8 protein-coding genes and 3 rRNA genes are annotated in these 12,581 nt (G+C 37.4%); 9 read left to right on the top strand and 2 right to left on the bottom strand.

Going from position 1 to position 12,581, the window contains the following annotated elements; genetic code table 11:
- The first annotated feature begins 236 nt into the window (after positions 1 to 236).
- Entirely contained in the window at positions 237 to 854 is a 618-nt protein-coding gene (locus ACWJJT_RS04420; protein WP_220287451.1) for a nitroreductase family protein, read from the top strand.
- Positions 855 to 914: 60 nt separating this feature from the next.
- Here the strand turns inward: ACWJJT_RS04420 and ACWJJT_RS04415 are convergent, their stop codons facing one another.
- Positions 915 to 1,061, bottom strand: a complete 147-nt coding sequence (locus ACWJJT_RS04415; RefSeq protein WP_462953956.1) for a hypothetical protein — start codon at positions 1,059 to 1,061, stop codon at positions 915 to 917.
- A 235-nt stretch (positions 1,062 to 1,296) separates the two neighbouring features.
- Between ACWJJT_RS04415 and ACWJJT_RS04410 the strand changes: the two genes are divergently transcribed.
- The 4 genes from ACWJJT_RS04410 (at position 1,297) to rrf (ending at position 7,781) form a co-directional block, all read left to right on the top strand.
- Positions 1,297 to 2,241 (top strand): ribonuclease Z, encoded by a 945-nt coding sequence (locus tag ACWJJT_RS04410; protein ID WP_462953955.1) that lies wholly within the window; start codon positions 1,297 to 1,299, stop codon positions 2,239 to 2,241.
- Positions 2,242 to 2,803: 562 nt separating this feature from the next.
- Positions 2,804 to 4,330 (top strand): 16S ribosomal RNA (locus tag ACWJJT_RS04405).
- A gap of 292 nt (positions 4,331 to 4,622) precedes the next feature.
- Positions 4,623 to 7,548, top strand: a 23S ribosomal RNA gene (locus ACWJJT_RS04400).
- Between the two features lie 116 nt (positions 7,549 to 7,664).
- Positions 7,665 to 7,781: ribosomal RNA gene (gene rrf, locus ACWJJT_RS04395) — 5S ribosomal RNA — on the top strand.
- The 16S, 23S and 5S rRNA genes sit together here, the layout of an rRNA operon.
- A gap of 144 nt (positions 7,782 to 7,925) precedes the next feature.
- On the opposite strand, the gene ACWJJT_RS04390 is transcribed toward rrf, so the two are convergent.
- A complete protein-coding gene (locus ACWJJT_RS04390; RefSeq protein WP_268064022.1) occupies positions 7,926 to 9,386 on the bottom strand; it encodes an IS1182 family transposase in 1,461 nt (486 codons plus the stop codon).
- Between the two features lie 266 nt (positions 9,387 to 9,652).
- On the opposite strand from ACWJJT_RS04390, the gene ACWJJT_RS04385 reads away from it, so the two are divergent.
- The 4 genes from ACWJJT_RS04385 to ACWJJT_RS04370 all read left to right on the top strand — a co-directional run bounded on the left by ACWJJT_RS04385 (position 9,653) and on the right by ACWJJT_RS04370 (position 12,554).
- The gene (locus ACWJJT_RS04385; protein WP_462956183.1) at positions 9,653 to 10,360 is read left to right on the top strand and encodes an LbetaH domain-containing protein; all 708 of its coding nucleotides are present in this window, start codon (positions 9,653 to 9,655) and stop codon (positions 10,358 to 10,360) included.
- Positions 10,361 to 10,580: 220 nt separating this feature from the next.
- Entirely contained in the window at positions 10,581 to 10,943 is a 363-nt protein-coding gene (locus ACWJJT_RS04380) for a GntR family transcriptional regulator (protein WP_216304564.1), read from the top strand.
- Between the two features lies 1 nt (position 10,944).
- Positions 10,945 to 11,820: an ATP-binding cassette domain-containing protein gene (locus tag ACWJJT_RS04375; protein ID WP_462956182.1), complete on the top strand. Its 876-nt coding sequence runs from the start codon at positions 10,945 to 10,947 to the stop codon at positions 11,818 to 11,820.
- Positions 11,820 to 12,554 carry a hypothetical protein gene (locus tag ACWJJT_RS04370; RefSeq protein WP_462956181.1) on the top strand — a complete coding sequence of 245 codons (735 nt, stop codon included), beginning with the start codon at positions 11,820 to 11,822 and terminating at the stop codon, positions 12,552 to 12,554. The genes ACWJJT_RS04375 and ACWJJT_RS04370 overlap by 1 nt, the downstream gene beginning before the upstream one ends.
- Positions 12,555 to 12,581 lie beyond the last annotated feature (27 nt).

Here is a 12,581-nt window from a genome sequence, read left to right as displayed (position 1 = left end):
TTAAATAAACTGGTACCTATAGCGAAATAGCTATAGGTACTTTTTATGGACTCAAAGGATATATGAATAGAATGCGAGCATAATATCAAATTTCAACGATTTTTTAGTATTAAAGAAATTAATAATTTCAATATATGCTTGACATAATCAGTAAACTATCGGTATAATAATATAAATTAAGTAATAATTATTAGTAACGAATAATCTTAAAAAAGGAAATTAAGGAGTGTATTTAAATGAATTTAAAAGAAGTTTTTAAAAATAGAAGAGCTATCAATTTTTTTGATGTAAATAAAGGTCTTGAAGAGGGAACACTAAAGGATATAATTAATCTTGCGGTATTAGCTCCATCAGCATTTAACCTTCAACCTTGGGAAATTATAGCAGTGAAATCTAAAGAAGCTAAAGAGAAATTGTATAAACTTTCAAGTAGTCAGCCTAAGATATTAGAGGCTCCAGTGACCCTAATAATTGTAGGTAATAAAACTGGATATGATGAAACAAATCCTACATGGAAGGATATGTTAAAGCTATTTGGTGGTGATAAAGAAAAATTAGCAGGTACACAAGGGTTTGCACATAGTTTATATGGTACATCAGAGGAAAATAAATTAAAGTTCGCTGAGAGTAATGCAGGACTTCTAGCAATGTCTATAATGTATGCAGCTAAGAACCTTGGAGTAGATTCTCATCCAATGAGTGGCATGGATTTTGAGGGTGTGAGAAAGGAATTTGGACTTGATGAGAATAAGACAGTAGTAATGCTAATCTCACTTGGATACTTAGATGAAAGTAAGACACTTTATCCAAGGGCATATAGAAGAGGCTACGATGAGATAGTTAAAGAAGTTTAACGACATTTCAGAAGGAAAGTCTCCTATAGTTTCCTCGGGGTATTGAACATCTGTATTTGGTTATTCAATACCACAAAAACACATCCAATTGTAGTTTTGTAATTCTACAGCTTGGATGTGTTTTTGTATTATATATGAACACCTTTCTTGATAAATTTTCTTATTATTTTTCATAATGGTTCTTACAACTTTTATTAATTCCTTCATATATAGCACCTCTAAATAAGTTTAGAATAAAAGAGTTTGGATGAAGGTTCGTGAATATGAGAAGACTATGATAGTATATAATTATATAAGGAATACCCTATATTTTTTGTGGATTTTAAGTTCGAAATTGATATTCTTATTAAGTTGTAAAGAGGAATAATAGGATTCAACTTGGAGACTTTAGCATAGAATTTTGCATATTTTTCATGTTGAAACAATAGATGAGGTGATTTAATTGGTTGATTTAGCACTGCTAGGATGTGGAGGGGGAATGCCAATTCCCGAAAGATATTTATCTTCACTTCTCATAAACTATAAAGGAAGAAAAATACTTATTGACTGCGGAGAAGGTACCCAGGTATCCATGAAAATACTTGGCTGGGGGTTTAAGTCGATAGATGTGATTTGTATAACTCATGGACATGCGGACCACATTGTAGGACTTCCAGGTATTCTTGCAACGATTGGTAACAGTGGTAGAACTGATCCCATTACTATAATTGGGCCTAAAGGTATTACTGATATTGTGAAAGGGCTAAGGGTTGCAGCACCTTACCTTCCTTACGAACTTAATATCTTAGAAAATCCTCAAGAACCCGTGAGAATACAAGCTTCATTAAAATGTATTAATACTTCAGTAGGAGAATTTAATGATTTAATAATTTCAACACTAGAACTTGAGCACTCAACTAATTGTTTGGGTTATAGCCTCTATTTTAATAGAAAACCAAAATTTGATGTAGGAAGTGCAGCTAAAAATGAAATACCAAAGAGATTTTGGAGTAGATTGCAAAAAAATGAGATTATAAATGAACATGATAAAACATATTTTCCAAGCATGGTGATGGGAAAAGAAAGAACAGGGATAAAGATTAGTTTTATAACAGATACAAGGCCAACTCCTAAAATAACAACTTTTATTAAAGGAAGTGACTTGTTCATTTGTGAAGGTACTTATGGTAATGAAAATGATATTGAAAAAGCCATAAGGAACAAACATATGACATTTAGTGAGGCGGCAGAACTTGCTTTAAGTGGAGATGTACAAGAACTTTTATTAACGCATTTTAGCCCTTCAATGATTAATCCGGAAGAGTATAAAGATAGAGCAGAAGGCATTTTTAAAAACACTATTATTGGCTTTGATAGAATTGTACGGAGTATGTCTTTTAAAGATTAGAAAAAATATTTCTTAATGTAACCACTACTAATAGGAGTAGTGGTTTTTTTAGCTAGTACTACAAATGACGTAAGTTTTTTTATGGTAGATAAAGAGGTAGTTCTAGCATTTAGCCATGCGTATCAGGATGCGAAATATTGAATTATTTAGACTAATTTGTAGTAATATGAGTATAATCTAGCTAGAGTACCTATGTTGTGAAATTATGCTCTTATTTATGTGATAGAATACTCCTTGTCGTCACAAACGAGTGGCACGATAAGCTAACTGTTGATAACTATTTAATATGTTTTCAAATGAAAATAAGTTTTAAAAAGTTGTTGACAAAACAAGAAATACCTAGTAATATAGTAGAAGTCGTCACATGATGACAAAGCGAATTGGTCTTTGAAAATTAAACAGAGAAATAGGTAAAGATAGCGAAATAATATTTCGTTAAACCAGTTAATTACTTTAGTATAAAGTAAAATTTAGTCGTAAGACTAAAAGTATGTAATGAGCTTGCGAATCAACTTAACAGTTGTCGCAGATTAATCATTTCAACTAAAAAAGTGTAAACTTTTAAATTGAGAGTTTGATCCTGGCTCAGGACGAACGCTGGCGGCGTGCCTAACACATGCAAGTCGAGCGATGATTCGTCTCCTTCGGGAGACGTTGATTAGCGGCGGACGGGTGAGTAACACGTGGGTAACCTGCCTCAAAGAGGGGAATAGCCTCCCGAAAGGGAGATTAATACCGCATAATATGTTTTGGTCGCATGATCGAAACATCAAAGGATTTTTCTTTTAGAAAATTCCACTTTGAGATGGACCCGCGGCGCATTAGCTAGTTGGTGAGGTAACGGCTCACCAAGGCGACGATGCGTAGCCGACCTGAGAGGGTGATCGGCCACATTGGAACTGAGACACGGTCCAGACTCCTACGGGAGGCAGCAGTGGGGAATATTGCGCAATGGGGGAAACCCTGACGCAGCAACGCCGCGTGAATGATGAAGGCCTTCGGGTTGTAAAGTTCTGTCTTCTGGGACGATAATGACGGTACCAGAGGAGGAAGCCACGGCTAACTACGTGCCAGCAGCCGCGGTAATACGTAGGTGGCAAGCGTTGTCCGGATTTACTGGGCGTAAAGGATGCGTAGGCGGACATTTAAGTCAGATGTGAAATACCCGAGCTTAACTTGGGTGCTGCATTTGAAACTGGGTGTCTAGAGTGCAGGAGAGGTAAGTGGAATTCCTAGTGTAGCGGTGAAATGCGTAGAGATTAGGAAGAACACCAGTGGCGAAGGCGACTTACTGGACTGTAACTGACGCTGAGGCATGAAAGCGTGGGGAGCAAACAGGATTAGATACCCTGGTAGTCCACGCCGTAAACGATGAATACTAGGTGTCGGGGGTCGAACCTCGGTGCCGCCGTTAACACATTAAGTATTCCGCCTGGGGAGTACGATCGCAAGATTAAAACTCAAAGGAATTGACGGGGGCCCGCACAAGCAGCGGAGCATGTGGTTTAATTCGAAGCAACGCGAAGAACCTTACCTAGACTTGACATCCCCTGCATAACCCAGAGATGGGCGAAGTCCTTCGGGACAGGGTGACAGGTGGTGCATGGTTGTCGTCAGCTCGTGTCGTGAGATGTTGGGTTAAGTCCCGCAACGAGCGCAACCCTTATCATTAGTTGCTACCATTAAGTTGAGCACTCTAGTGAGACTGCCCGGGTTAACCGGGAGGAAGGTGGGGATGACGTCAAATCATCATGCCCCTTATGTCTAGGGCTACACACGTGCTACAATGGTGAGTACAAAGAGATGCAAGACCGCAAGGTGGAGCCAAACTCAAAAACTCATCCCAGTTCGGATTGTAGGCTGCAACTCGCCTACATGAAGCCGGAGTTGCTAGTAATCGCGAATCAGCATGTCGCGGTGAATACGTTCCCGGGCCTTGTACACACCGCCCGTCACACCATGAGAGTTGGTAACACCCGAAGTCCGTGAGGTAACCGTAAGGAGCCAGCGGCCGAAGGTGGGATTGATGATTGGGGTGAAGTCGTAACAAGGTAGCCGTAGGAGAACCTGCGGCTGGATCACCTCCTTTCTAGGGAGTAGATGTATTGACTTCGGTCGATGCAATAGAAGAATATTAATTTGTTCTTCAAAAATATCTATTGTAATTAATCGTACCTAGTTCTCTGTTTAATTTTGAGAGACTAATTTTATCTAACTCTTAGGAGTTAGATAATGAATAGTTTTTCTTAAAATGTTCTTTGAAAATTGCACAGTGAAAAAAGTTGTTTTAAAAAAATTAAAACTACGCAAGTAGTTTATAAATTAATTTAATACAATTTCGCAAAATTAATATAATCGTCTATGTAAATAGACAGAATCAAGGTCAAGCTACAAAGGGCGCATGGCGAATGCCTTGGCACTAGGAGCCGAAGAAGGACGCGTTAAGCTGCGATAAGCTTTGGGTAGGCGCAAATAGCCTGTGATCCAAAGATTTCCGAATGGGGGAACCCACATAGTAACAACTATGTACTGCATACTGAATAAATAGGTATGCAGAGGTAGACCCGGGGAACTGAAACATCTAAGTACCCGGAGGAAGAGAAAGAAATATCGATTTCCTAAGTAGCGGCGAGCGAAAGGGAAAGAGCCCAAACCCAGGTCTTTGACCTGGGGGTTGAGGATAGATCATAAATACTGCAATTCCTTAATTGAAGATAGCTGGAAAGCTGCTCCGCAGAAGGTAATAGGCCTGTAAATGAAAAGGAAAAACAGTCAGATCTAATCCAGAGTACCACGAGACACGTGAAACCTTGTGGGAAGCTGGGAGGACCACCTCCCAAGGCTAAATACTACCTAGTGACCGATAGTGAAGAAGTACCGTGAGGGAAAGGTGAAAAGAACCCCGGAAGGGGAGTGAAATAGAACCTGAAACCGTGTGCCTACAACCGGTCGAAGCACTTTATATGTGTGACGGCGTGCTTTTTGTAGAACGAGCCAACGAGTTACGATATGTAGCAAGGTTAAGTACTTAAGGTACGGAGCCGAAGGGAAACCAAGTCTGAATAGGGCGCATAGTTGCATGTCGTAGACCCGAAACCGGGTGACCTATCCATGGCCAGGATGAAGCGGAAGTAAAATTCCGTGGAGGTCCGAACCACGTTGGTGTTGAAAAACCATGGGATGAGCTGTGGATAGCGGAGAAATTCCAATCGAACTCGGAGATAGCTGGTTCTCCTCGAAATAGCTTTAGGGCTAGCGTCGATTAATTGAGTAATGGAGGTAGAGCACTGAATGGGCTAGGGGCTGACAACAGTTACTGAACCCTATCAAACTCCGAATGCCATATACTTTTATTTCGGCAGTCAGACTGCGAATGATAAGATCCGTAGTCAAAAGGGAAACAGCCCAGACCATCAGCTAAGGTCCCAAAGTGTAAGTTAAGTGGAAAAGGATGTGGGATTTCTAAGACAACTAGGATGTTGGCTCAGAAGCAGCCACTCATTTAAAGAGTGCGTAATAGCTCACTAGTCAAGAGATCCTGCGCCGAAGATGTCCGGGGCTAAAACTTACCACCGAAGCTATGGGTGTACACAATTGTGTACGCGGTAGAGGAGCTTTCTGTACTGGCTGAAGTCATACCGTAAGGAGTGGTGGACGGTACAGAAGTGAGAATGTTGGCATGAGTAGCGAGAGTTAAGTGAGAATCTTAACGGTCGAAAACCTAAGGTTTCCTGAGGAAGGCTCGTCCTCTCAGGGTTAGTCGGGACCTAAGCCGAGGCCGAAAGGCGTAGGTGATGGACAATCGGTTGATATTCCGATACCACCAATGGACGTTATTAGAAATGGGATGACGCAGGAGGATAAGATGTGCACACTATTGGATGTGTGTCTAAGCATTTAGGCGGAGCAAGCAGGCAAATCCGTTTGCTCTTAACGCTGAGATGTGATGGGGAAGGGAATTTATTCCTGAAGTATCTGATTCCACGCTGCCAAGAAAAGTCTCTATCGAGGATATTGGTGCCCGTACCGCAAACCGACACAGGTAGGTGAGGAGAGAATCCTAAGACCATCGGAAGAATTGTTGTTAAGGAACTCGGCAAATTGACCCCGTAACTTCGGGAGAAGGGGTGCCTACGAAAGTAGGTCGCAGAGAATAGGCCCAAGCAACTGTTTAGCAAAAACACAGGTCTCTGCTAAAGCGAAAGCTGATGTATAGGGGCTGACGCCTGCCCGGTGCTGGAAGGTTAAGGGGATTAGTTAGCGCAAGCGAGGCTATGAACTTAAGCCCCAGTAAACGGCGGCCGTAACTATAACGGTCCTAAGGTAGCGAAATTCCTTGTCGGGTAAGTTCCGACCCGCACGAATGGCGTAATGATTTGGGCACTGTCTCAACAACACATCCGGCGAAATTGTAGTGCAAGTGAAGATGCTTGCTACCCGCGATTGGACGGAAAGACCCCGTAGAGCTTTACTGTAGCTTAGCATTGAATTTCGGTATTGTCTGTACAGGATAGGTGGGAGACTGAGAAACATGGGCGTCAGCCTGTGTGGAGTCATCCTTGGGATACCACCCTGACAGTACTGAGGTTCTAACTGGAGGCCATGAATCTGGTCACAGGACATTGTTAGGTGGGCAGTTTGACTGGGGCGGTCGCCTCCAAAAAAGTAACGGAGGCGCCCAAAGGTTCCCTCAGCGCGGTTGGAAATCGCGCGAAGAGTGCAAAGGCAGAAGGGAGCCTGACTGCGACACTTACAAGTGGAGCAGGGACGAAAGTCGGGCTTAGTGATCCGGTGGTACCTCGTGGGAGGGCCATCGCTCAACGGATAAAAGCTACCTCGGGGATAACAGGCTGATCTCCCCCAAGAGTCCACATCGACGGGGAGGTTTGGCACCTCGATGTCGGCTCGTCGCATCCTGGGGCTGAAGTAGGTCCCAAGGGTTGGGCTGTTCGCCCATTAAAGCGGCACGCGAGCTGGGTTCAGAACGTCGTGAGACAGTTCGGTCCCTATCCGTCGCGGGCGTAGGAAATTTGAAGGGAGCTGTCCTTAGTACGAGAGGACCGGGATGGACAAACCTCTGGTGCACCAGTTGTCACGCCAGTGGCATCGCTGGGTAGCTATGTTTGGAAGGGATAAACGCTGAAAGCATCTAAGCGTGAAGCCCACCCTGAGATGAGATTTCCCATAATGCGTGTTTTTAACACAAGTTAGTAAGACTCCTGGAAGACCACCAGGTTGATAGGTTAGAGGTGTAAGCATGGTAACATGTTCAGCTGACTAATACTAATAAGTCGAGGGCTTGACCTAAATAAATAATTAAAAGTAATGCGATATACTTCTTTCGTAAGAAAGAAGCGAGGCTTTGAGCGTGAGCGAAAAGACTAATTCACTGTGCAATTTTCAGAGAATATTTATATTCTCAATCTGGTGATTATGGCATGAAGGTAACACCCGTTCCCATACCGAACACGAAGGTTAAGCTTCAATGCGCCGATGGTACTGCAGGGGTGACCTTGTGGAAGAGTAGGTTGTCGCCAGGTAAGAAAAAAACACTAAGTTTAACGAGGCCGCTGAAAAAAGCACTCTTTATTTAGTAGAGTTTTCAAGCTTGAATAGAAAAAGCATGAGATGTCCATATTTTGGATATCTCATGCTTTTTATTTTATAATTAAGTTTTAAAAGCCCTATTTCATGCTTTTCAACTTAATTATTCTCTTTAGATTCACAGTGAAGATTGATAATGCACCTTGCATTTGCATGCTAATTAAGCCTGACGATATTGCTACATCATAGCTATGTTGGTGCTTAAGTTCACTGTTTTTAGCCTCTATCATATAACGTTCCCTAGCTCGTTTTTTAAAATATTCACTTTTTTCGAACTCTATTTGATCTTTGTGAGTATTTGACTTTATTGAAACTGAATAAGTTTTAGATTTAGCGCCTTCTTTATAACACCCATCTTTATGAACACAATTTTTACACTTTTCTACATTAAAATAGTAGGTTAGCACTTGATTTTTACCAACATTCTTCTTTCCCTGTTTTGCTTTTTTAATAGCCATATGACCTGCCGGACATACAAATAAACCAGCATCTTTATTAAACTCAAATTCATCTTCTTTTTTTCGCATTCCTTGTGAAATTACAGGATTTAGTCTTGAAATTAATGCAATTTTATTTTCTTTTGTATATTCTAGGTTTTTCTTTTCAGAATAAGCTGTATCTCCAATTACTTCATTTACATCTATACCAGCCTCACGGCTTTTTTCTATTAAGGTTATGAGCTCCTTTCCATCACTTTTTTCGCCAGTTGTAATAACAGCTGCTGTAATTAAACGTTCTTCACTCATAGCAAGGTGTGATTTATATCCAAAAAAAGAACTATCCTCAGTTTTATGCCCCACTTTTGCATCCTCATCTTTTGATATTTTTAGATTTTCTAAGTCATCATTAATAGCTTCAATTAAGTAGTTTAATTTAGTTTTCACAGCTGGATTTGCTGCAGTTTCTGGCTTCTCGTTTATGGTATCAATTAATAATTTGCAGTACTCAAGAATATCTTCAAGTACTCCAGTTGTAACTTTATTAGGTAACTCTTCTTTAATACCAGGATGTACTCCGTACAATGTTTTTCTTAAGTTTTTTGCACGTTTCAATAATTCCTCGCTTGCTGACTTTTGGTTATAACGTGACTTGGTATGCGTAGCATCAACTATTATTGCTTTACTTTTTAAAACTCCCTCTTTTATAGCAAGTTCTACAGTCTTGTTTATTAATAAATCCAATAAATTCATGTCTTTAAGGCGAAGCTTTCTAAATTTAGTTAGTGTACTTGAGTTTATTAAATTTGTTTCTTCTGGGGCTAAATTTAGAAAATATTTAAAGGACATGTCATAAAGAGTTCTTTCAACAACATCTTCATCAGACAATTCATATATTACTTTCAAAAGTAAATATTTAAATAGCATTATGGGGTTAATAGCACCTCTACCCATAGATGAACTATAGTTAATCATCAATTCGTCATAAACAAATGAAAAGTCAACAAGGTCATTAATTTGCTTTAAAATGTTATCTTTCGGAATAATTAACGAATATAAGCTATGGTATGTATTTATTTTTATTTCCAATTGTCCTTTTAGCATAATAGTTTAGCCCCTTTTATTTTATTCTACTATACTAATTCGACATATCTTTTAAAATTCCTTTTTGTTTTTTAGTCTTTTATATAAAAAAATCGCCATCTTTAATTAGATGACGATTTTTTTATATAGTTTTTCAGTGGCCTCAGTTTAACTTAGTGTTTTTTATTTGGTTAAAATAAATATATCTAATTACATCATAAAATACTTTATCACAATTATTCTAAAGGATACGTATAATATAGTATCAAATATTTAGGAGAAATATTATGAGTAAATATAAAATTGTTAGATATAATCCTGTAGGCCAAACTAATGTATATTCATATTTTGTTAGTAGTAATCCACCTACGTCTTTTAATCCTATTAGTATGTATCCCAGTATTGATAAAACTGCTTTCATAGGCCCTTTCGCGAGCATTATAGGCGATATAAGAATCGACGCAAAAGTATTAATTGGATGTAATACAACTCTTAGAGCGGATGAAGGAACACCATTTTATATTGGAACTAAAACTAATATTCAAGATGGAGTAATATTACATGGGTTGAAAAACATGAAAGTCTCTGTAAATAAAAAAGAATATTCTATTTATATAGGAAATGAAGTTAGTATTGCTCATGGAGCTTTAGTTCATGGTCCATGTATTATTGGAAATAATACTTTTGTTGGATTTAACGCTATTGTTTTTAATTCTATTGTGGAAGATAGCTGTTACATTGATTTGGCAGCTGTTGTTACAGATGGGGTAAGAATTCCTGCTAATAGATATGTTCCTGCTGGTGCCATAATAAATACCCAAGAAAAAGCCAATGCTCTAGCAATGGTATCACAAAGTAATGAGGATTTCGCTAAAGGAGTAGTTAAATCAAATATCGAACTTTCACAAGCTTATTCTCTACAATTTGGTGATACTAGATGTAGTTGTGGTATTTGCTGTAATAGTGATACTTTTAAGAATTTAGAAAATGAATAATACATAAAAGACACAATAATACAAAACTGTATTGTTGTGTCTTTTATGTATTATTAGCAAAACAAATTATATTCGTAATTTATTAATATCCCCGGGGATCTTCTAAGTGAGCTTATTAGTTTCAACCTAAAATAAACCAATTTACTATTGACAATGGAGTCGTTTGGTTATATAGTTAGTTACATAAGTAATTAACCAAGTAAGTGAAGAAGGTGATAATATGAAATTAGATTTTAATAATGAGCTACCTATATATATGCAGATTGCTAAAGCTATTGAGAACAATGTTCTTAAGGGGGTATTTGAGGAAGAAACTGCAATTCCATCTACAACAGAAATATCTGTTAAGTATAAAATAAATCCAGCTACAGTAGCAAAAGGATTTAATCTACTTGTAGATGAAGGCATTATATATAAAAAAAGGGGCGTTGGTATGTTTGTTGTAACTGGAAGTAAAGAAAAGTTAATGAAAAAAAGAAAGGAAAATTTTTATGAAAGCTATATATTAGTCTTAATAGAGGAAGCTAAAAAATTAGATATTTCAAGTACTGATATTATTAAAATGATTGATGGGGGGATTTAATATGGGCACAATAAAGGTTTTAAATGCAAGTAAGAAATATGGGGATACCTTTGCATTAGATAATATTACATTAACATTAGAAGAAAATAAAATTTATGGATTATTAGGAAGAAATGGTGCAGGTAAGACAACTCTTTTAAACGTTATAAACAAAAGAATTTTCTTGAATGAGGGGACTATTTCTATAGATAATAATAGCTCGCCCTCGGATGGAAATGGTCTAGGGAAAATTCATTTTATGACAGAGCAAAACTTATATCCACAGTCTATGAAAGTAAAAGAGCTATTTAATTGGACTAAAGAATTTTATCCAAACTTTGATAGGTCTTATGCATTAGAGCTTTGTAAAAAGTTTGAACTAAATATAAATAAAAGGATTAAGGAACTTTCAACTGGGTATTCCTCCATATGTAAAATTATAAATACCATGGCATCAGGTGCCGAAATATTAATATTCGATGAGCCAGTTTTAGGATTAGATGCTAATCATAGAGAGATGTTTTATAAAGAACTTATGGAAAGTTATATAGAAAATCCTAAGACTATTATATTATCTACTCATATTATAGAAGAAGTTGCACAATTAATAGAGCGGGTAGTTATTATTAAAGATGGGAAATTAATTAAGGACGAAAGTGTAGAAGAACTATTAAAAGGGTGCTACTGCGTTTCTGGATTAAATAAAAATATAGATGATTATATTAAAGATAAAAATTGTGTAAGTGTAGATGGAATGGCATCTTTTAAATCAGCTATTATAACAGGGAAAAATGCAGATGGTGAAAAAAGGCAACAGAAAAAACTAGATTTAGAAGTTTCAAGGGTTGAACTACAGAAACTATTTATTCATTTGACTAGTGACGGGAGGATAAAATAATGACAAGTTTTAAACTTGCTAAATACAATATTAAAAGCAGCCTAAAACCAATAATAATTTATTACACTATTTTCATAGGTGCATTAACATGTATAGAAATGACAAACAAATTTTCAAATGGAGGAAGTGGTTATACAAAAGGATTAGAATTTTCATCTGTAGTATTTTTATTTGTGATAGGGTTAAACTTTTTTAAAGAAAATTTTCATTTTGCCCAAGCTAATAATATTACTAGGGTAGATTATTTTAAAGCTGCAGCAATAGCTATTTTATCAATAGGACTCGCTATGTCAATATTGGATGTCATAATAAATAGAGTGTATAATATATTTATGGTAAGTCCAACAATGTATGATATGGTCTATAACGAGTCTTATAGTGTAGGCACAATATGGATACAAAGCAATAGCATGCAAACACTATGTGAGACAGTTATATTTTTATTTGCTGTTTACATTGTAGCGTTTGCAATAGGATTATTAATAACTATGATATATTATAAGTGTAATAAAATAATGAAAATTTTAGTTTCTTTAATACCTATTACTATATATGGAAGAGCTTCATGCAATAATCCTAACTTTGGAGAAAAGGAAATGATTTTTATTGATAAGATACTTGGGATAAGCACGAGAAACTCTTATATGGCTGTATTAACATTCATATGTTTATTTATAATAACAATGGTTTTTGTTTATTTGCTTGTTAGAAAAGCTGTGGTTAAAAGGGTTTAACAGCTTCGAAGCTGATTTAACGACATA

It is taken from the genome of Clostridium sp. CM041 (assembly GCF_055081035.1).
This window is presented reverse-complemented; position numbering and strand designations above follow the sequence as displayed.